Source organism: Massilia aurea (assembly GCF_024753205.1).
Taxonomy (GTDB): Bacteria; Pseudomonadota; Gammaproteobacteria; order Burkholderiales; family Burkholderiaceae_D; genus Telluria; species Telluria aurea.
The window spans coordinates 376,996-396,934 of sequence record NZ_JANUGZ010000002.1 but is presented as its reverse complement, the minus strand read 5'-3'; the positions used below and the strand labels follow the sequence as shown (position 1 = coordinate 396,934).

General features: G+C 63.1%; 22 protein-coding genes and 1 tRNA gene. 15 read left to right on the top strand and 8 right to left on the bottom strand.

Annotation, left to right across the window (positions count from 1 at the left end; genetic code table 11):
- The first annotated feature begins 217 nt into the window (after positions 1-217).
- Genes NX775_RS07435 through NX775_RS07420 form a run of 4 tightly spaced genes read left to right on the top strand, consistent with a single transcriptional unit; the run spans position 218 to position 3,872 of the window.
- A complete protein-coding gene (locus tag NX775_RS07435) occupies positions 218-1,147 on the top strand; it encodes a branched-chain amino acid ABC transporter permease (RefSeq protein ID WP_258835419.1) in 930 nt (309 codons plus the stop codon).
- A gap of 12 nt (positions 1,148-1,159) precedes the next feature.
- A complete protein-coding gene (locus NX775_RS07430; RefSeq protein ID WP_183555825.1) occupies positions 1,160-2,371 on the top strand; it encodes an ABC transporter permease subunit in 1,212 nt (403 codons plus the stop codon).
- On the top strand, positions 2,368-3,138 hold the full coding sequence (locus NX775_RS07425) for an ABC transporter ATP-binding protein (RefSeq protein WP_258835418.1): 771 nt from the start codon (positions 2,368-2,370) through the stop codon (positions 3,136-3,138). Before NX775_RS07430 ends, NX775_RS07425 begins: the two co-directional genes overlap by 4 nt.
- The gene (locus NX775_RS07420; RefSeq protein WP_258835417.1) at positions 3,138-3,872 is read left to right on the top strand and encodes an ABC transporter ATP-binding protein; all 735 of its coding nucleotides are present in this window, start codon (positions 3,138-3,140) and stop codon (positions 3,870-3,872) included. Before NX775_RS07425 ends, NX775_RS07420 begins: the two co-directional genes overlap by 1 nt.
- 75 nt (positions 3,873-3,947) lie before the next feature.
- Here the strand turns inward: NX775_RS07420 and phaP are convergent, their stop codons facing one another.
- Positions 3,948-4,520, bottom strand: coding sequence for a TIGR01841 family phasin (gene phaP, locus NX775_RS07415; RefSeq protein ID WP_258835416.1), 573 nt, complete (start codon positions 4,518-4,520; stop codon positions 3,948-3,950).
- Positions 4,521-4,844: 324 nt separating this feature from the next.
- On the opposite strand from phaP, the gene NX775_RS07410 reads away from it, so the two are divergent.
- The 3 genes from NX775_RS07410 to pbpG all read left to right on the top strand — a co-directional run bounded on the left by NX775_RS07410 (position 4,845) and on the right by pbpG (position 7,796).
- Positions 4,845-5,771: a DMT family transporter gene (locus NX775_RS07410; protein WP_258835415.1), complete on the top strand. Its 927-nt coding sequence runs from the start codon at positions 4,845-4,847 to the stop codon at positions 5,769-5,771.
- Positions 5,768-6,463, top strand: a complete 696-nt coding sequence (locus NX775_RS07405; RefSeq protein WP_258835414.1) for a nitroreductase — start codon at positions 5,768-5,770, stop codon at positions 6,461-6,463. Before NX775_RS07410 ends, NX775_RS07405 begins: the two co-directional genes overlap by 4 nt.
- Positions 6,464-6,629: 166 nt before the next feature.
- Entirely contained in the window at positions 6,630-7,796 is a 1,167-nt protein-coding gene (gene pbpG / locus NX775_RS07400) for a D-alanyl-D-alanine endopeptidase (RefSeq protein WP_258835413.1), read from the top strand.
- A gap of 49 nt (positions 7,797-7,845) precedes the next feature.
- Here pbpG and NX775_RS07395 read toward each other — a convergent pair whose 3' ends face one another.
- Complete coding sequence (locus NX775_RS07395; protein WP_183555818.1) at positions 7,846-8,631, bottom strand: IclR family transcriptional regulator; 786 nt, start codon at positions 8,629-8,631, stop codon at positions 7,846-7,848.
- Positions 8,632-8,776: 145 nt separating this feature from the next.
- Here NX775_RS07395 and NX775_RS07390 point away from each other — a divergent pair, with 145 nt between their 5' ends.
- The 6 genes from NX775_RS07390 to NX775_RS07365 all read left to right on the top strand — a co-directional run bounded on the left by NX775_RS07390 (position 8,777) and on the right by NX775_RS07365 (position 13,869).
- Positions 8,777-9,163, top strand: a complete 387-nt coding sequence (locus NX775_RS07390) for a diacylglycerol kinase (protein ID WP_258835412.1) — start codon at positions 8,777-8,779, stop codon at positions 9,161-9,163.
- Between the two features lie 63 nt (positions 9,164-9,226).
- Positions 9,227-9,865, top strand: a complete 639-nt coding sequence (locus NX775_RS07385; protein WP_183555817.1) for a peroxiredoxin — start codon at positions 9,227-9,229, stop codon at positions 9,863-9,865.
- A 210-nt stretch (positions 9,866-10,075) separates the two neighbouring features.
- The gene (gene cysT / locus NX775_RS07380) at positions 10,076-10,948 is read left to right on the top strand and encodes a sulfate ABC transporter permease subunit CysT (protein ID WP_258835411.1); all 873 of its coding nucleotides are present in this window, start codon (positions 10,076-10,078) and stop codon (positions 10,946-10,948) included.
- Positions 10,945-11,850 (top strand): sulfate ABC transporter permease subunit CysW, encoded by a 906-nt coding sequence (gene cysW / locus NX775_RS07375; protein WP_258835410.1) that lies wholly within the window; start codon positions 10,945-10,947, stop codon positions 11,848-11,850. Before cysT ends, cysW begins: the two co-directional genes overlap by 4 nt.
- Before the next feature lie 19 nt (positions 11,851-11,869).
- Positions 11,870-12,943, top strand: a complete 1,074-nt coding sequence (locus tag NX775_RS07370) for a sulfate/molybdate ABC transporter ATP-binding protein (RefSeq protein ID WP_258835409.1) — start codon at positions 11,870-11,872, stop codon at positions 12,941-12,943.
- On the top strand, positions 12,940-13,869 hold the full coding sequence (locus NX775_RS07365) for a CysB family HTH-type transcriptional regulator (RefSeq protein ID WP_258835408.1): 930 nt from the start codon (positions 12,940-12,942) through the stop codon (positions 13,867-13,869). Before NX775_RS07370 ends, NX775_RS07365 begins: the two co-directional genes overlap by 4 nt.
- A gap of 48 nt (positions 13,870-13,917) precedes the next feature.
- On the opposite strand, the gene NX775_RS07360 is transcribed toward NX775_RS07365, so the two are convergent.
- From NX775_RS07360 to NX775_RS07345, 4 genes are all read right to left on the bottom strand, one after another.
- Positions 13,918-14,967, bottom strand: a complete 1,050-nt coding sequence (locus NX775_RS07360) for a quinone-dependent dihydroorotate dehydrogenase (RefSeq protein ID WP_258835407.1) — start codon at positions 14,965-14,967, stop codon at positions 13,918-13,920.
- Positions 14,968-15,081: 114 nt separating this feature from the next.
- The gene (locus NX775_RS07355; protein ID WP_258835406.1) at positions 15,082-15,810 is read right to left on the bottom strand and encodes an arginyltransferase; all 729 of its coding nucleotides are present in this window, start codon (positions 15,808-15,810) and stop codon (positions 15,082-15,084) included.
- Positions 15,811-15,875: 65 nt separating this feature from the next.
- Positions 15,876-16,598: a leucyl/phenylalanyl-tRNA--protein transferase gene (aat, locus tag NX775_RS07350; protein WP_258835405.1), complete on the bottom strand. Its 723-nt coding sequence runs from the start codon at positions 16,596-16,598 to the stop codon at positions 15,876-15,878.
- Between the two features lies 1 nt (position 16,599).
- The gene (locus NX775_RS07345) at positions 16,600-17,181 is read right to left on the bottom strand and encodes an NUDIX hydrolase (RefSeq protein WP_258835404.1); all 582 of its coding nucleotides are present in this window, start codon (positions 17,179-17,181) and stop codon (positions 16,600-16,602) included.
- A gap of 182 nt (positions 17,182-17,363) precedes the next feature.
- On the opposite strand from NX775_RS07345, the gene NX775_RS07340 reads away from it, so the two are divergent.
- Positions 17,364-17,440 (top strand) — tRNA-Met (locus NX775_RS07340).
- A gap of 175 nt (positions 17,441-17,615) precedes the next feature.
- On the top strand, positions 17,616-18,029 hold the full coding sequence (locus NX775_RS07335; RefSeq protein WP_183555807.1) for a T6SS immunity protein Tdi1 domain-containing protein: 414 nt from the start codon (positions 17,616-17,618) through the stop codon (positions 18,027-18,029).
- Here NX775_RS07335 and NX775_RS07330 read toward each other — a convergent pair.
- Complete coding sequence (locus tag NX775_RS07330; protein ID WP_258835403.1) at positions 18,026-18,952, bottom strand: DNA-3-methyladenine glycosylase family protein; 927 nt, start codon at positions 18,950-18,952, stop codon at positions 18,026-18,028. The two genes, NX775_RS07335 and NX775_RS07330, sit on opposite strands and share 4 nt — an antisense overlap.
- A complete protein-coding gene (locus NX775_RS07325; protein WP_258835402.1) occupies positions 18,952-19,869 on the bottom strand; it encodes a DMT family transporter in 918 nt (305 codons plus the stop codon). The genes NX775_RS07330 and NX775_RS07325 overlap by 1 nt, the downstream gene beginning before the upstream one ends.
- Between the last annotated feature and the right edge of the window lie 70 nt (positions 19,870-19,939).

Here is a 19,939-nt window from a genome sequence, read left to right as displayed (position 1 = left end):
TTCCGGCAGAAAACAAAAATTAGCTACTGCCGCCATTTACCGTTGTTAGTTTTCCAGCAGCCAAGCTATGATGGCGGCGCTCGGATTTGTCGTAGCGATGTGCTAACCAGCACGTCGTTGGGCCGCAGACAACGGTAAAGCAGCAGCTTCAGACCTTGAGCGGCACGTCGGGATACCCCGGCGTGCCGTTTTTTGTTATTGCACAACAGGCGGAACGATGGAAACCTTTATCCAACAACTACTGAACGGGCTCGTGCTCGGCAGTATGTATGCGCTGGTCGCGCTCGGCTACACGATGGTGTACGGCGTCCTCAACCTGATCAACTTCGCCCACGGCGACGTGTTGATGATCGGCGCAATGATCGGCCTGACCATCCTGCAACTGCTCGAAGCCTATGTGCCTGGCCTGCCTGGCTATGTCCAGCTGGCGCTGGCGATCCTCGGCGCCATTCCCGTCACCATGCTGGTCAATATCCTGATCGAACGCATTGCCTACCGCCGCCTGCGCAATGCGCCGCGCCTGGCGCCGTTGATCACGGCCATCGGCATCTCGATCCTGCTGCAAACGTTCGCGATGATGATCTGGGGCCGTAGCCCGTTGCCGTTCCCGCAGTTGCTGTCGTCCGAACCGATCATGATCGGCGGCGCCATGATTTCGCAAACCCAGGTCTTGCTGCTGGTGCTGGCCGCGCTGGCGATGGGCAGTCTCGTGCTGCTGGTCGAGCGCACGCGGATGGGCCGCGCGATGCGCGCCGTCGCCGAAAACCCGCGCGTGGCTGGCCTGATGGGCATCGATACGAACCGCGTGATTGTCGCCACCTTCGCTATCGGCGCGGCGCTCGCCGCCGTGGCCGGCGTGATGTGGGGCGCCAACTACGCCTCGATCACGTTCACAATGGGCGTGCTGCCGGGCCTCAAGGCATTCTGCGCCGCAGTGCTGGGCGGGATCGGCAATATCTATGGCGCCATGATCGGTGGCCTCGTGCTGGGCATCATCGAAGCGCTTGGCGCTGGCTATATCGGCGACCTGACCGGTGGTTTCCTTGGCAGCCACTACCAGGACATCTTCGCCTTCGTGGTGCTGATCCTCGTGTTGACCCTGCGCCCGTCCGGCATCATGGGCGAACGCGTGGCCGACCGCGCTTAACCGGAGCACACCATGGCACTCCTGACGTTCGACACCCAGCACAAGCCGCGCCAGGCCTACACCAGCATGGCGATCGTGCTGGTGCTGCTCTTGATCTTCCCGTTCTTTGCCGCGCAATTCGGCAATTCGTGGGTGCGCATCATCGACATCGCGCTGCTGTACATCATGCTCGCGCTTGGCCTGAACATCGTGGTGGGCTTTGCCGGCCTGCTCGACCTGGGCTATATCGCGTTCTTTGCTGTCGGCGCCTACCTGGTCGGCCTGTTCTCGTCGCCACAATTCGCCGCGCTGCTGGAATCGGTGATCTATTACTCACCGGCCATCGGCGAAGCGCTGGTCGCGTTCTTCGGTCCCGAGATCCAGCAAAACGGCATCCACCTGTCGTTGTGGGCGATCGTGCCGCTGGCAGCCTTGTCCGCCGCACTGTGCGGCGCGCTGCTGGGCGCCCCGACGCTCAAATTGCGGGGCGACTACCTCGCCATCGTGACGCTGGGCTTCGGCGAGATCATCCGTATCTTCATGAACAACCTGAACGACCCGATCAACTTCACCAACGGGCCGCAGGGCATCAACATGATCGACCCGATCCGCATTTTTGGCGTGTCGCTGGCGGGCGAGGCGGGGTCCAACGCCACCGTGCACATCGGCAGCTACGCGATGCCGTCGGTGAACGCGTATTACTTCCTGTTCCTGGCGCTGGTGATCGCGTCGATCTTCATTACGGGCCGCCTGCAGCACTCCCGCCTGGGCCGCGCCTGGGTGGCCATCCGCGAAGACGAAATCGCGGCCAAGGCGATGGGCATCAATACCCGCAACGTCAAGCTGCTCGCGTTTGCCATGGGCGCCTCGTTCGGCGGCGTGGCCGGCGCGATGTTCGGCGCCTTCCAGGGGTTTGTTTCGCCCGAATCGTTCTCGCTGACCGAGTCGATCGCCGTGCTGGCCATGGTGGTGCTCGGCGGTATCGGCCACATCCCGGGCGTGGTGCTGGGCGGCGTGCTGCTGGCAGCCCTGCCGGAAGTGTTGCGTCACGTGGTCGACCCTGCCCAGCAGGCGCTGTTCGGCAAGGTGATCATCGAAGCCGAAGTGCTGCGCCAGTTGCTGTACGGCCTGGCGCTGGTATTGATCATGCTGGTGCGCCCGGCCGGCCTGTGGCCGTCGCCCAACAAGGAAGAGCGGCCGAACGCCGCGCTGGCGCGTGACGACGAAGAAGCGAGCACCACATGAGCGAACAAGTCATTCTGAACATTGCCGGCGTCAACAAGCGCTTCGGCGGCCTGCAGGCGCTGACGGATGTCGGCATCCGGATCATGCAGGGCCAGATCTATGGCCTGATCGGCCCCAACGGCGCTGGCAAGACCACGTTTTTCAATGTGATCACGGGTCTCTACCAGCCCGACAGCGGCACGTTCGAGCTGGCCGGCAAGGCGTACTCGCCGTCGGCACCGCACGACGTGGCCAGGGCCGGCATCGCGCGCACGTTCCAGAACATCCGCCTGTTTGGCGAGATGAGCGCGCTGGAAAACGTCATGGTGGGCCGCCACGTGCGCACCAAACAGGGCGTGCTTGGCGCGATCCTGCGCCACAAGGCGGCGCGTGAAGAAGAGCGGGCGATCCGCATCCGCGCCCAGGAACTGCTCGATTTCGTGGGCATCGGCCAGTTCGCCAACCGCACGGCGAAGTTTTTGTCGTACGGCGACCAGCGCCGCCTGGAAATCGCGCGCGCGCTGGCGACGGATCCGCAATTGCTGGCGCTGGACGAGCCGGCGGCCGGCATGAACGCCACCGAAAAACTGGGTCTGCGCGAACTGCTCGTCAAGATCAAGGCGCAGGGCAAGACCGTGCTGCTGATCGAGCACGACGTCAAACTGATGATGGGCCTGTGCGACCGCATCACGGTGCTCGAATACGGCAAGCAGATCGCCGAAGGTGTGCCGGCCGAGATCCAGAAAAACCAGGCCGTGATCGACGCCTATCTGGGAGGTGCCCACTGATGAATGCAATGAAGAGCGAAACGATCCTGCAGATAACGGGCCTGAAGGTCGCGTACGGCGGCATCAAGGCGGTGAAGGGGATCGACCTGCAGGTGGCGCGGGGCGAGCTCGTCACGCTGATTGGTGCGAATGGCGCCGGCAAAACGACGACGCTCAAGGCCATCACCGGCACGCTGCCGCCATGCAAGGTCGAAGGCGACATCAGCTATCTGGGCCAACCTCTGCGCGGTACGCAGTCATTCCGCATGGTCCAGCAAAAGCTGGCGATGGTGCCGGAAGGGCGGGGCGTGTTCACCCGCATGTCGATTCACGAAAACCTGTTGATGGGCGCCTACACGCGCAATGACAAGGCCGGGATCGACGCCGATATCGAGAAATGGTATGCGGTATTCCCGCGCCTGAAGGAACGCGCGGCCCAGCTGGCCGGGACGCTCTCGGGCGGCGAGCAGCAGATGCTGGCAATGGCGCGCGCGCTGATGTGCCATCCGACGCTGCTATTGCTCGACGAGCCATCGATGGGCCTGTCGCCGATCATGGTCGAAAAGATTTTCGAGGTGATCCGCGATGTATCGCAGCAGGGCATCACGATCCTGCTGGTCGAGCAGAACGCCAAGCTGGCGTTGCAGGCCGCGCACCGCGGCTATGTAATGGAGTCGGGCGAGGTCACCATGACCGGCAATGCGCGCGACATGCTGACCGATCCGCGCGTGCAGGCGGCCTATCTGGGCGAATAAGCCATGCGCACGTAAAAATGGCCGGGACGCATGCGCGCCCCGGCCATTTTTTTACCGATCAGTGATGCTGCAGTATTACGCAGCAGCAGCCGTTGCGGAGTTGGTAGCCTTGGCAGCGTTGGCCGAGAATTGCGACACGGCAGCGTTGACATTGGTTTCGATGGCTTCGACAGCCTGCTTCGAGGTCTTGCTGAACTGCTCGTAACCGGCGTTGGCGTTGCTGATGGCGGTCTTGACGGCGGCGACGAAGTTCTCCGAACCGGCCGGTGCATTCTTGCTCACTTCGTCGACCAGCGAAATCACCTTGCGGTTGGCTTCGACGATCTGGCTTTCGGCTGCTTTCGAGAATTCAGCGCCGGTGCCGCTGGCAATCGACGCCAGCTGACGGCTGTAGGCCATGGCTTTTTCAGCATTCGGCTGTGCCTGGGTGGCGGCCAGCGAGAAGAACTCTTGCGGATCCTTGGCGCTCAGCAGCTTGCTGGTGAGGGCCGACGATTCTTCGAGGCTGGCGCGTGCGGTGCTGATGTTCAGGGCGACCAGTTTTTCCATGCTCTCGAACGTCTTCGACGTCAGCGACGAAAACAGGGCGAACTGCGACTCCAGGCTGGTCTTGGTGGCGGTCGAAAACTGCTCAGGGATTGCAAACATGTGTCTCTCCAAAATGTTACGTTTCGTGAATGGACTATTGCTCGGGGTGGGGCAGGCTCTTCGGCAAACGCGATGAAACTCTTCTTTTGTGCACCGCAACAGGGCAGATTTTGTGCCACTTCGTTTGAGGCGTCAAGCGATTTTGATGCGATGCACAATCCGTGGTACGGAAGTGACAAGAATGCATTTATCGTGAGAAAGCTCAATTGATCTACCGCAAACGAACATTCTTTTTCGCTGTCTAATTGCACTAAAACGGTGTGCTAGACTCAGTTCTTGTCTTTACCTTAACTCTGTCGATTCTTTCGGGACATTGCTGCGTTCATGTCACAGCCTGCCATTTTGCCGCCGGTTACCGCTGCCGTCCCAACTGCCCCCTGGCTGTCGCCGGTACCACTGTTTTTTGTCCTGTTGTGGAGCACCGGCTTCATCGTTGCCAAGTTCGGCCTGCCCTATGCGCCGCCGCTGACCTTCCTGATCGTGCGCTGCCTGGGTGTGCTGGCCGTGCTGCTGCCGATCGTGCTGATCTGGCATACACCCTGGCCGCGCGGCCAGATCGTGCACGTCGCACTGGCTGGCTTGTTGTTGCAGGCTGGGTACCTGGGCGGCGTCTGGGCAGCCATCAACCTGGGCATGCCGGCCGGGCTGACGGCGCTGATCGTCGGCATGCAGCCCATCCTGACCGCTGCGGCCGCGCCGCTGATCGGCGAACGCGTGCGGCGCCTGCAGTGGCTGGGCTTGCTGTTGGGCCTGTCCGGCGTGGCCCTCGTCGTGTACGCCAAACTGGGCGTTGCCGGCATGTCGCCGGTCGCACTGGCCCTGTGCCTGTTCGCGCTGCTGTGCATCACGACCGGTACGCTGTACCAGCGCCGTTTTTGTCCACAGTTCGATTTGCGTACCGGCACTGCGATCCAGTTCAGCGCGACGGTGCTCGTGCTGATTCCACTGGCCATCTGGCTGGAAGATCTTGATCCGGGGTTCAGCCGCATCATCTGGAGCGCTGACTTTATCCTGGCGCTGGTGTGGTCGGTGCTGGCGCTGTCGATCGGCGCCATCTTCCTGTTGTTTACGCTGATCCGGCGTAGCCAGGCCACGGAAGTGACGAGCCTGATGTACCTGACCCCGCCTACCACCGCCATCATGGCCTGGCTGCTGTTCGGCGAATCGTTCAGCCTGCTTGGCCTGGTCGGAATGGTCGTTGCCGTGACCGGCGTCGCGTTTGTCGTCAAGAAACCAAGGAAATCTCCATGATCAGCAGTCCCAGCCAGGAAGCGGTCGATGCCGCCATCACGTCGCGCCGCTCGATCCGCGCCTTTCTCGACAAGCCGGTGGAACGCGACGAGATCGCGCGCATCCTCGACGTTGCCGCGCGGGCCCCGTCCGGCACCAACACGCAGCCGTGGAAGGTGTATGTGCTCACTGGCGCGGCGCGCGCGCGGTTGTCGAATGCGATCCTGGCTGTTAATGCCGATCCTGGGCAGGCACGCGGGCATACCGAGGAATACGCCTACTACCCGCGCGAGTGGACGTCGCCGTATATCGACCGGCGGCGCAAGGTGGGCTGGGATCTCTACAGCCTGCTGGGTCTGGGCCGCGACAACAAGGCCGGCATGGCAGCCCAGCATGCCCGCAACTACGCTTTCTTCGACGCGCCGGTGGGGCTGATCTTCACGATCGACCGCATCATGGCGCAGGGTTCGTGGCTCGACTACGGCATGTTTTTACAGAACATCATGGTGGCGGCGCGCGCGCGCGGTCTCGATACCTGCCCACAAGCGGCGTTCACGCAGTATCATCGGATCATCAGTGCCGAACTCGATCTGCCGGCCAGCGAGATGGTGGTCTGCGGCATGGCGCTGGGCTGGGCCGATCCGGCGAGCGTCGAGAATACGCTGGTGACCGAGCGCGAACCGAGTCACGGCTTCGCCCGCTTCATGGACTAACGTAAATACCGTCAATATCCTGTTGATATCAAAAGGAAAATGGTTGGGCGCTTCTTGTTGTATTAAGTCGCTTATTGCCGCACGGAATGTGAATTTTGCTTGCGATCGGACGTCGTTCCGCTACACTTCACTACGTATCTCATCTGTTCGGGTCAGGGGCTTCATCATGTTCAAACTTGCTGTGGCTGCTGTAGTTGCCGCTTTATTTGCCTTTTCCCCAGTCCAGGCCGCCGGTGCTGGCGCAGGCGCGGGTGCGGGCGCCACCGAGCAGGCGAAGAAATCGTCTGCCGCCAAGAAAAAAGTCAAACGCAAGGTCGTGCGCAAAACCACGGCCACACGCACTAAAAAAGCCAAACGCCAGGAACTCGCCGCCGCAGGCGACCGTCCGCGCATGATCCGCCGTGTCAAGACAGTGCGCGGCAAGCGCGTTGTCACGTACCAGCCGGTGCGCACTGCCGCGGCTGCCGTCGCAGTTGGCGTTGCTGCCAAGACCGTTGGCGATATGGCTGGCCTCGACAACACCGTCGATCCGCTGGCGCTGCGCTCGAACGTGGCCTTCGTAGTCGATCAGAACAGCGCCGAAGTGCTGTTCGAGAAAAACGCCAATGTCGCACTGCCGATCGCGTCGCTGACCAAGCTGATGACGGGCATGGTCGTGATGGACTCCAAGCAAGACCTGGACGAAGTGTTGCGCGTGACCGACGACGACGTCGACCGCCACAAGTTCAGCAGCTCGCGCCTGCCAGTTGGCGCCAGCATGACGCGCCGCGAACTGCTCCATATTGCCCTGATGAGTTCCGAAAACCGCGCCGCGTCGGCGTTGGGCCGCAACTATCCGGGCGGCATCAGCGCCTTCGTCGCCGCGATGAACGCCAAGGCGCGCCAGTTGGGCATGCGCGACACCCGTTACGTCGATTCCAGCGGCCTGTCGAGCAGCAACGTCTCGAGCGGGCGCGACCTGGCCAAGCTCGTCATGGCGGCGCATGGCGACCCGGTGCTGCGCGAATTCTCGACCACGCCCAACTCCACCGTGCAGGCCAGCGGCCGCACGATGCACTATCGCAATACCAACTACCTGGTCTCGCTGCCTGACTGGAATATCGGCCTGCAAAAGACCGGTTTCATCAACGAAGCAGGGCGCTGCCTGGTGATGCAGGCCATGATCCATGGTCGCAATGTGGTGATGGTGTTCCTGGACTCGAAGGGCAAGATGTCGCGCACGGCCGACGCCGGCCGGATTCGCCGCCTGATCGAGTCGCTGCCTGATCGCATGGATGTCGATGCAATCCGGCCATCGACCATCACCGCCAGCGCGCCAGGCCTGGCGCGTTAAGAAGAAGGGCAGGCCTTGCGCCTGCCCTTGTTGTATCTGCTCTTGCTGTTTACACCGTCGGCATCGGCCGGTACCCGAGCGTCGCCGAAATGCGCGCCGCTGTCTGCACCAGGTCATCGAGCCAGTCTTCCTGCAGGCGGTCGGCCGGCGCCGAAATCGACAAGCCCGCCACCAGTTTGCCACTGTCATCGTGGATCCCTGCCGCCATGCAGCGCACACCCAGCTCCAGCTCTTCGTTGTCGCGCGCATAGCCGCGCGAGCGCACCAGACTCAGCTCGCGCTCCAGCCGTGCCAGCTCGGTGATCGAATTGCGCGTGTGGCCCGACAGGCCCGTGCGGGTCGCGTAGGCGCGCGTGGCTTTCACATCGTCCACCGACAAAAACAGCTTGCCGGTGGACGTCAGGTGCAGCGGACCGCGCCCGCCGATGGCGCGCACGACCTGCATGCCGGAACGCTCCGAGAAGGCCCGGTCGATGTACACGATTTCATCGCCCTGGCGCACCGACAGGTTGACCGTCTGCTGCGTCTTGCGGTGCAGGGCGCGCATGGCGTCGAGCGCCGCTTCGCGCACCGACAGCCGGCTCTTGACCACATTGCCCAGTTCCAGCAGGCGCATGCCGAGCCGGTAGGTGCCCGGCTCGACACGGTCGACAAAGCGCGTGACCACCATATCGTTGAGGATCCGGTGCGCCGTGGATGGGTGCAGACCCGACACGCGCGCCAGTTCCTTGAGACTGACCGGGTCGGAATAGGTGGCCAGGGCGTCTAGAAGCGAGGTCATGCGTTCGATCACCTGGATCGAGGTCTTGGCGGGTTGGGGCGTTTCCATTTTCATATGATGGTTGTGCGGTGCAGTAGGCCCATTCTTTATACCATGATGTGAAACGCTCGCGCAAACCCGCCCTTGCATTGTGGGCTTGCATGCCACATGCTGATCGGGAGGCGGCATAATGATGTTCCTGCATCCTCACTGGACAACGATGGACAACCCGATCAGCGAATTCAAGACCTTGCGCGGCCTCGAGCGCATTGGCGCGGCGTGCCGCAATACGTGGGACGGCCTGCGCTGGGCCTGGCGCAGTGAAGCGGCGTTCCGGCAAGAAGTAGTGCTGATCGTCGTGGCCAGCGTGATCGCACTGCTGTTGCCGGTTTCCGGTTTCCAGCGCCTGGCGATGATCGGCGTGCTGATCGTGGTGCTGATCGTCGAGCTGATCAATTCAGCGATCGAGGCGATTGTCGACCGTATTTCGCTCGAGCGCCATCCATTGTCGAAAGCAGCCAAGGACATCGGCAGCGCCGCCGTCGCACTGACGCTGCTGCTGGCGTTCGCGACCTGGGCTGTCGTCCTCTACAATCGCTTCATGTAGACCAACGCGCCATTCGTACCGGATGGCGCCCCGAACAAGTTTGATCAATCACAGGAGATGACCATGACCTTACGCCTCGGCGATACCGCCCCCGACTTCGAGCAAGCATCCAGCATTGGCCCTATCCGTTTCCACGAATGGGCAGGCGACTCGTGGGTCGTGCTGTTTTCGCACCCGGCCGACTTCACGCCGGTCTGCACCACCGAACTGGGCCTGACTGCCAAGCTCAAGCCTGAATTCGACAAGCGCAATGTCAAGGCGATCGCGCTGTCGGTCGACGCGGCCGAAAAGCACCGCGACTGGATCCGCGACATCGAAGAAACCCAGCAAACCGTCGTGGGCTTCCCGATCATCGCCGATGCCGACCGTTCGGTCTCGACGCTGTACGACATGATCCACCCGGAACAGTCGGCCACTGCCACCGTGCGTTCGCTGTTCATCATCGATCCGAACAAGAAAGTGCGCCTGACCATCACCTACCCGATGAGCACCGGCCGCAATTTCGACGAAGTGCTGCGCGTGATCGACGCCCTGCAACTGACCGACGGCTACACCGTTGCCACGCCGGGCAACTGGAAAGATGGCGACGACGTCATCATTCCGCTGACTGTCACCGATCCTGACGTGATCAAGCAAAAGTATCCAAAGGGCTTCGAAGCACCGCGTCCGTATCTGCGCATGACGCCGCAGCCGAACAAGTAATTCAGGTTGTACTGCCCAGAAAAATGGCCCAGGCATATGCCTGGGCCATTTTTTTTGTCCAGCCATCGAAGATTTCCGCATATCGCCATGCAAACGCCGCACGTCTACATAGCGTTTCGTGTCTATACAAATAAGGATTGCTTCGTTTGCGTTATAAAGATCACGTGAGAATATTAGCGTCCGATAGAAGAATTTGTAATAAGGACTCGCATGACATCGCTTGCCATGCCAGGCAGCACGGCAGCGTCGAAGTCGTCGAAAGCACCGGGCCGGGTCATCCCCGGCTTTGGCATTTCGCTCGGCTTCACGCTGTTTTACCTGGCGCTGATCGTTCTCATCCCGCTGTCGGCGGTGTTCCTCAATACCTTCAGCATGACCTGGGCCGAGTTCTGGGCCACGGTCACGTCCGAGCGCGTCATGGCGTCGTATCGCCTCAGCTTTGGCGCGTCGCTGATCGCAGCCGCCCTGAATGTCGTGTTCGGCGGCATCGTCGCCTGGGTCCTGGTGCGGTATAAATTTCCCGGCAAGCGCTTCATCGATGCGCTGGTCGATTTGCCATTTGCGCTGCCCACCGCCGTCGCCGGCATCACGCTGACCGCCCTGTATGCGCAGAATGGCTGGATCGGCCAGTACCTGGCCGCCTGGGGCATCAAGGTTGCGTTCACGCCGCTGGGCGTCGTGGTCGCGCTGACCTTCATCGGCCTGCCGTTCGTCGTGCGCACGGTGCAGCCGGTGCTCGAAGAAGCCGAACGCGAACTCGAAGAAGCCGCCGCCAGCCTGGGCGCGCCGCCGCTGCAGACGTTCACCCGCGTGGTGCTGCCGACGATCACGCCGGCGCTGCTGACCGGCTTTGCGCTGGCCTTCGCGCGCGCTACCGGCGAATACGGCTCCGTTATCTTCATCGCCGGCAACCTGCCGATGGTGTCCGAGATCACGCCGCTGCTCATCATCTCCAAACTCGAACAATACGATTACGCCGGCGCCACCGCGATTGCCGTCGTGATGCTGGTGTTCTCGTTCATCCTGCTGCTGACGATCAATCTGCTGCAGGCCTGGACACGCAAACGGGCGGGCAAATCATGAGTGCCGTCCTCGACAAAGCCACGCCGCCGCGTCCACCGGCGGCCCGGGGCAAGCGCCTCGATACGAGCGTGCTCGAGCCGCGCTGGGTCAGCTACGTGCTCATTGCCGTCGCCCTCGTCTTCCTCACGCTGTTCCTGTTCATCCCGCTTGCGGCGGTGTTTACCGAAGCGCTCAAGAAGGGCTGGGAAGTGTATGTCGAAGCGGTCATCGATCCGGATGCCGTATCGGCCATCAAACTCACGCTGATCGCCGCGGTGATTTCGGTGCCGCTGAACCTCGTGTTTGGCGTGGCGGCCGCCTGGGCCATCACCAAGTTCGAATTCCGCGGCAAGAGCATCCTGCTCACGCTGATCGATCTGCCGTTCTCGATCTCGCCCGTGATCGCGGGCCTGATGTACGTGCTGCTGTTTGGCGCATCGGGCTGGTTCGGTCCGTGGCTGGCCGAGCACGACATCAAGATCCTGTTTGCCGTGCCGGGCATCGTGCTGGCCACCGTTTTCATCACGTTCCCGTTCGTGGCGCGCGAGCTGATTCCGCTGATGCAGCAGCAGGGCACCGAAGAAGAAGAAGCGGCGCTGGTGCTGGGCGCATCGGGCTGGTCGACCTTCTGGCGCGTGACGATGCCGAACATCAAATGGGGCCTGCTGTATGGCGTGATCCTGTGTAACGCCCGCGCGATGGGCGAGTTCGGCGCCGTCTCGGTGGTCTCGGGCCACATCCGCGGCGAGACCAACACGATGCCGCTGCACGTCGAAATCCTCTACAACGAATACAACTTCACGGCCGCCTTTGCTGTGGCGTCGCTGCTGGCGCTGCTCGCGCTGGTGACGCTGGCCATCAAGTCCTTTATCGAATGGCGTCTGCACCAGGCCAAGTCGGCCTCGCTGGACGCCCCTCACTGAATTTACGCCGGAGTCACGCATGACGATTGAAGTCCAACACATCCGTAAAAATTTCGGCCAGTTCAAGGCGCTCGACGACGTGTCCCTGCAGTTCCCGGACGGTGAACTGACCGCCTTGCTTGGCCCGTCGGGCTGCGGCAAGACCACGCTGCTGCGCATCATCGCAGGCCTCGAATACCCGGACTCTGGCACTGTGCTGCTCGATGGCCAGGATTCGTCGCACCGCCACGTGCGCGAGCGCCAGGTCGGCTTCGTGTTCCAGCACTACGCGCTGTTCAAGCACATGACCGTGTTCGAGAACGTCGCGTTTGGCCTGCGCGTGAAACCACGCAGCGAGCGCCCGAGCGAAGACCAGATCCGCGACAAGGTGAAAAAGCTGCTCGAACTGGTGCAGCTCGACTGGATCGCCGACCGCTACCCGCCGCAGCTGTCCGGCGGCCAGCGTCAGCGCATCGCCCTGGCGCGCGCGCTGGCCGTCGAGCCGCGCGTGCTGCTGCTCGACGAGCCGTTTGGCGCGCTCGACGCCAAGGTGCGCAAGGAACTGCGCCGCTGGCTGCGCCGCCTGCACGACGATCTGCACGTGACGTCGATCTTCGTCACGCACGACCAGGAAGAAGCACTCGAAGTGGCCGACCAGGTGGTCTTGATGAACAAGGGCCGCGTCGAACAACTGGGCAGCCCCGATCAGGTCTACAACCATCCGGCGTCGCCGTTCGTGTACGGCTTTCTGGGCAACGTCAACCTGTTCCACGGCCGCATCCACGAAGGCGTGCTGGCCAGCGGTGACGTCAACTTCCAGGCCCCGCAGCACATCGACGTGCGCGATGGCGCCGGTATCGGTTACGTGCGCCCGCACGACCTCGATGTCGAGCGCTACACCCCGGGCGCTGCGGGCGTGGTGGCCAAGCTGCGCCGCGCCCATGCGATCGGGCCGCTGGCGCAGCTGGATCTGGAGCGCGCCGACAATGGCCAGATGATCGAAGCAGTGCTGCCAAACGACCGCTTCGCCAGCCTGGGCCTCAAAGAAGGCGACACGCTGGTGGTGCGTCCGCGCCGCATCGAAGTGTTTGTTGACCAGGGAAGCGCCGCATGAATTTCCAGCAGCTGCGCTCGGTGCGCGAAGCGGCCCGCCGCGACTTCAACCTGACCGACGTGGCCAACGCTCTGTTCACGTCGCAGCCGGGCGTATCGCGCCAGATCCGCGAACTCGAAGATGAACTGGGCGTGGTGATTTTCGAGCGCAACGGCAAGCGCTTGACGGGGCTCACGCCGCCCGGCAAGGGCATCCTGCGCATCGTCGAAAAGCTGCTGGTCGAAGCTGAGAACCTGCAGCAGGCCAGCCGTGAATTCGCCGGCCAGGACAGCGGCACACTGACGGTGGCCGTGACCCACACGCAGGCCCGTTACGCGCTGCCGCAAGTGGTGCAATCGTTTCGCGCCGCGTTCCCCAATGTGCGCATCGCCCTGCAGCAAAGCGCGCCGGAACACATCGCCGAGTGGGTCGCTTCGGGCAAGGCCGATATCGGCATTGCCACCGAAGGCCTGTCGGCGTTTCCCGACCTGGTGTCGTTCCCGTGCTACCGCTGGAGCCATGTGATCGTGGCGCCGGAAGGCCATCCGATCTTCGCCAGCGGTTCGCCGCTGCGCCTGGAAGACCTGGCCGAGCATCCGCTCATCACGTATGACCAGGGCTTCACTGGCCGCAGCCACATCGATGCGGCGTTTCTCGAAGCCGGGCTGGCGCCGGACATCGTGCTCACGGCGATGGATTCGGACGTGATCAAGCAGTACGTGTCGCTGGGAATGGGCGTGGGGATCGTGGCGTCGATGGCGTTCGACCATGGCCGCGACAAGGGACTGCGCGCGATCGAGGCATCGCACCTGTTCGCGCAGAACGTGACGCGCCTGGCGGTGCGGCGCGGCGCCTATCTGCGCTCGTACGCGTTTCACTTTATCGAGCGCTTCGCGCAAGGCTACACGCGGGCCGATATCGAAAAGGCGATTGCGACGGCGGAATAGGGTGGCGCCGCCGGCACCTTGTATCGAGGCGCCGGCGGGTTTTGCTGCTTACTTCTTCTTTTTCTCGCGCAGCACGTCCGCGCAATCGCGCACCAGGCCTGGGCCGGCGTAGATCAAACCACTGTACAACTGCACCAGCTTGGCGCCGGCCGCGATCTTCGCACGTGCATCGACGCCGCGCATGATGCCGCCCACGCCGATGATCGGGATGTCGTCGCGCAGCTCGGTCTTGAGCGCGCGGATCACGATGTTCGACTGCTCGAACACGGGCGCACCGGACAGCCCGCCCGCTTGCTGCGCGTGCTTCATGCCCTCGACATCGCGCCGGTTGAGCGTGGTGTTGGTGGCGATGACGCCGTCGATCTTGTGACGCAGCAGGGCGCCGGCGATATCGCGGATCTGGTCGCCGTCGACGTCCGGTGCGATTTTGAGCGTGAGCGGGACGTAGTGGCCATGCTGGTCGGCCAGGCGCATCTGCTCCTGCTTGAGCTGCGACAGCAGGCTGTCGAGTTCGGACGCGCCCTGCAACTGGCGCAGGTTCTGCGTGTTCGGCGACGAGATATTGACCGTCACGTAGCTGGCATACGGGTACACCTTGCGCAGGCATTCGAGGTAGTCGTCGGCAGCGCGCTCGATCGGCGTATCGGCATTCTTGCCGATGTTCAGCCCCAGCACGCCCTGCTTTTCCTGGAAAAAGCGCGAGGCCTGCACATTGGCCACAAACGCGTCGACGCCGCCGTTGTTGAAGCCCATGCGATTGATGATGCCGCGCGCGCGCGGCAGCCGGAACATGCGCGGCTTCGGGTTGCCAGCCTGGCCACGCGGCGTGACCGTGCCGATTTCAATGGAGCCGAAGCCCAGTGCCGCCAGACCATCGATATACGCGCCATCCTTGTCCAGCCCGGCGGCCAGGCCGACAGGATTGGGAAACGTGATACCCATGACGGTGCGCGGATCGGGCCGTGGTTTCCGGAACGCGCCCGTCAGGCCAAGCGCCGCTGCGCGACGCAGCATGGGCAAGGTCAGGTTGTGCGCCGCTTCGGGATCGAGCGAGAACAATGCGGGACGAACGAGGGTATACAGGATTTTGTCTGGCATAGGGTACTCGGTTGACGTATCCCCGTCATTCTAACGTGCGGCGAGGGGGTGTACGTAACGAAGTGTCAATGCAATTGTTAGCGGTTGTGTCCGGTGACCCGCCACGCAACAGGTTCAGGCGTCCAGAATGCCCCACTGCCCGTCGATGCGCGCTTCGAGTGGCCTGAAGTTGATCTTGTAGGCCATCTTGGGGCTTTGCGCGATCCAGTAACCCAGGTACACGTGCGACAGGCCGAGCTCGTGCGCCTGATTCACCTGCCACAGGATGTTGTAGGTGCCATACGACGCATTCTCGACATTCGGGTCAAAGAAGGTATAGACCGACGACAGACCGTCGGACAGCACGTCGATGATCGACACCATGCGCAAGGTGCCATCGGGCTCGCGAAATTCAACCAGACGCGTGTTGACGCGGCTTTGCAGCAGGAACTGCGCGTACTGGTCGCGGCTGTCCTGGTCCATGCCGCCGCCCACGTGGCGCGTAGTCTGATAGCGCAGGTAGAGTGCATAGTGCTCGTCCGAGAACGCCAGGTTGGCGACCATCGCCACCAGATTGCCATGGCGCTTCCAGGCGCGGCGCTGGGTGCGGTTGGGTGTGAAGTCGGCGCACCTGACGCGCACCGGGATGCAGGCCTGGCAACCGTCGCAATACGGGCGGTAGGTGAAGATGCCGCTGCGCCGGAAGCCACTCCTGACCAGCTCGGAATACACGTCGGCATTGATCAGGTGCGAGGGCGTCGCGACCTGCGAGCGCGCCTGGCGTGCGTCGAGATAGCTGCACGGGTAGGGCGCCGTGGTGTAGAACTGCAGCGTGGCAAAGGGCAGGTCGTGTAGGTGCGTCATGCAAGGAGCTCTCGGGACGACGTGGGGTTGCCGCCTATTCTAGCGAAAACCGCGCCGCGATTCCGTTAGCCAGGCAACGGTGACGCTACTGTCCATGACCCGATGCCCGGCCTGGCGGTCGCGCGGTGGAGGTGCTCGAGAAAGCGACTGCGCGGGATTGGCGCTGCGCCAAGCGAGGCCAGGTGGCCGGTCTCCTGCTGGCAATCGACCATCTCGACGCCATGGCGGCGCAGAAACGCTACCAGATAGGCCAGCGCGACCTTGGACGCATCGGACACGCGCGCGAACATCGACTCGCCATAGAACATGCGGCCGATGCACACGCCATACGCGCCGCCCACCAGTTCGCCGTCCAGCCAGACCTCGGCCGAGTGCGCGTAACCCAGCGCATGCAGCCCCGTATAGCCGGCAATGATCTCATCCGAAATCCAGGTGCCGGGCCCGTCGCGCCGCGGCGCGGCGCACGCGCGCATCACCTCGTCGAACGCGCTGTCGAAGCGCACGTCCCAGCGCCCGCCATCCAGGCGGCTGCGCTCGATCTTGCGCAGTGTTTTCGCCAGGCTGTTACTGACCTTGAACTGGTCGGTGTAGAGCACCATGCGCGGATCGGTGCTCCACCACAGAATCGGCTGGCCTTCGGAAAACCACGGGAAGATGCCGTTGCGGTAGGCCTGCAGCAGGCGCGCCGGCGACAGGTCGGCGCCGGCGGCAAGCAGGCCCGGCGCTTCAACGGTCAATGCCTTCGAGACGTCGGGGAACGGCGTGTCGATCTCGAGCCAGGGAATCATGTCAGTCCGGTTCGCGTGGGGCCATCATCGGGCGGTCCACGGCCACGCTGTGAAAGCCGAAGTCGCCACCCTCGCGCACTTTGATCCGATCGGCAAAGAACAGTTCCAGCGTCGTGCGGATCGTGGGGAAGGCCAGGTCATCCCAGGGGATGGTGGCCTCGGTGAACAATTGCACGTCGAGGCTTTCAATGCCCGCTGCATAGTCCAGGTCACGCAGGCGCGCCAGGTAGAACAGGTGCACCTGGTGCACGTGGGCGACGTTGAGCAGCGAAAACAGCGGGCCAAGCTCGATATTGGCGCCGGCTTCTTCTTCGGTTTCGCGCTGGGCCGCCTGTTCGGTGGTCTCTTCGTTTTCCATGAACCCGGCCGGCAGCGTCCAGTAGCCGTAGCGCGGCTCGATCGCGCGCTTGCACAGCAGGATCTGGAGTTCGCCATCGCGTTCCCACACGGGAATTGAACCGACGACCAGCTTCGGGTTCTGGTAATGGATCGTGTTGCAGTGCGTGCACACGTAGCGCGGCCGGTTGTCGCCTTCGGGAATGGCCAGCACGACAGGGTGGGCGCACTCGGAGCAGAATTTCATGGTGGATAGGGCAGGTTGGTCGTGGCAATACTGTACACCGAATGCGGCGTCGGCAGGGCCAAGGGGCGTGTTTGCAGCTGGCGCCCGCGCGCTCGACCGAGATATAAGTTTCTTCAATAAGCCATGCAATGAGGATTGGATTTGCTAAATGACGCACGGGGGCGTATAATTCATTTCACAGACGCGGGGTGGAGCAGTCTGGCAGCTCGTCGGGCTCATAACCCGAAGGTCACAGGTTCAAATCCTGTCCCCGCAACCAAGATTAGAGGCCGTTGATTCGAAAGAATCAGCGGCTTTTCGTTTTTCTGGCCTCGTTCTTGGGCTCTTGCTCTTCCATAACGGCCTCGATCCAGCGCAACGTCACGCGCCTCTGCTGCAATGCACGGCAGCCTGCCGGGTCCAACTTGCAACAGACGACACGTCAGGGGCAAGCCATGATCGATGTAGACGATATCAACCAGGCCTGGGGCTGGGTCGGCATGAGCGCAGTGGAAGTGCTTGGCGCCAATGCCTTCGGCAATCTCATCATTCGCGACGAGGACGACAAGTTCTGGTGCCTGCGCCCGCACGAACTCTGTTGCGAGCCGCTCGCCAGCAACCGCGCTGCGCTCGATGCACTGTCGTACAACCAGGATTTTCTCAACGACTGGTACATGCCCGAAGCCGTGTGCCTGGCCGAGGCCGCGCTGGGGCCGCTGACCGACGGGCGCACCTACTGCCTTAAAATTCCCAGTGCGCTGGGCGGAAAATATGGGTGCGATAATCTGGCGATCGCGCCGCTGGCGGCGTTGATCCGTTTTTCGGGTGAAGGCGCGCAGCAGTTCGATGGTCTGCCGCGTTGGAATTAAGCCTGTTCTTCTGCCGGCGACGTGTCCGCCAGGCTCGCCCACAGGTAGGCCGCCGCCATCGTCCGGTGCGGCGCATAGCGTGCCAGCATGCGCTCGGCTTCCGCTACCGTTGGCCGGGCTGCGCTGCCCGAGAGCTTGTGCAGCGCGGCGCGCACCGCGACGTCGCCTTCCAGCGAGCAATCGGGATAGCCATAGCCACGCAGGAGCACGTAGTTGACGGTCCAGGGGCCGATGCCCTTGATGGCCAGCAGTGTTTCGCTGACCTCGGCGCTCGCCGAGCCAGAAATATCCTCCACGCCAGCGTGCCGTTCGAGCACCAGGCTGCCATCGACCACCATCCGCGCCACGCGTAATATCGTCTCGGCCTTGGCGTTCGAGAATTTGCGGCTCGTGAGCTCACCGATATCGAGCCGGGCTACGTCGGGCGCCTCCGGATAGCACCACAAGCCTGACGAATGCGCGCGGCCCGCTATTTGAATGAGCGTGCGGCGCAGCGCAATGGCAAACGTCAGGTTGATCTGTTGGCCGATGATGGCCCAGGTCAGCGCCTCGAAGATTGTTGCCGACTGCACGATACGCAGACCCGGCTGGCGCGCCACGACAGGCCCCAGCCAGGGATCGTCCTGGACAAAGGCGCCGAATGCAGCCGGATCGATCCGCAGGCCCAGCACGTTCAGCAGCGCATCGTGCATCCGTGCCTGGACATCCGGCGTGACCGGCCCGTCGAACGTCACGCGGCAGTGCGCTGCGCCGTCCCCGAACCGGATGTCGAGCAGCGTCGGCACGCCACCGAGCAGCACGCCCTTGCGCAATCCATCGGCGTCGACCTGCTCGGCCACGCGTTCGGGATCGCGGCCGTGAAATGCCAGCACGTCGGCGACGCGGTAGCCGGGCGGCAGGGCGATCGCATGGAATGCGGTCATCAAACTCCCGTTGGCGCCGGCACGCGCCGCCAGGCCGGCTTGAAGCCGGTCACCAGCGCCGTGCCGAACAGGACGATCGCCGAGCCGGCGATCGTGTGCCAGCCGATCACCTCATGCAGGAACAGCGCGCCCCACAGGATGCCGAACACGGGGCTGAGGAACGTGACTGTCAGCGCCGATGTGGCGCCGACATCCTCGATCAGCTTGAAATAGACGATGTAGGCGATGCCGCTGCAGACCACGCCCAGCGTCACCACGGCGGCAATGATGCCAGCGGTCGGCTCGCCCGGCGCCGGGAAGAACGCGACGAGCGGCAGCACCAGCAGGGCCGAAGCCCACATCGAGCCGTGCGCATTGGCGAACGGTGCCACACCACCTTTGCTGGCGGCGGCCGATTTCGTGTACTGGCTGGCGACGCTGTAGCTGAAGGCGGCGATCAGCGCTGCGGCCACGGCCAGACCTGCGCCGGGCCGTTCGGCCACGTGATCAAAGCCGACCAGCAACGCGACGCCGGCGGTGCCCAGCAGCAGGCCGAGGGCGCTGCGCCGCGTGACCTGCTGGCGCGCCCACACGGCGCCGACCAGCGCGCCCCACATCGGCGCGGTGGCGTTGAGCACCGCCAGCACCGACGCCGACAGCGTGCGCGCCGCAAACGCGAACAGCAAAAAAGGCAGGGCAGAATTGAACAGGCCCAGGATCAGGTAATGCTGCCAGTGGCGCCGCACGTTCAGCGGCGCACCGCGCCCGCGCAGATGCAGCACCCAGCTCACCAGCGCAAGAAACACGGCCGCCAGCGCGAGCCGGTATTCGATCAACACGGCCGGACCGAGCACCGGTGCAGCGATGCGCATGAAGAGGAAGGAGCCGCCCCAGATGGCGGCCAGCGCAACGAGGCGCAGCATGTTCGCGGTGTTCATGAGGTCGAAAAAATAGGCCAGTTGTCAGGCTGACCATTGTGGCAGGGCCGGCAGCAATGTGCCAGCCGCT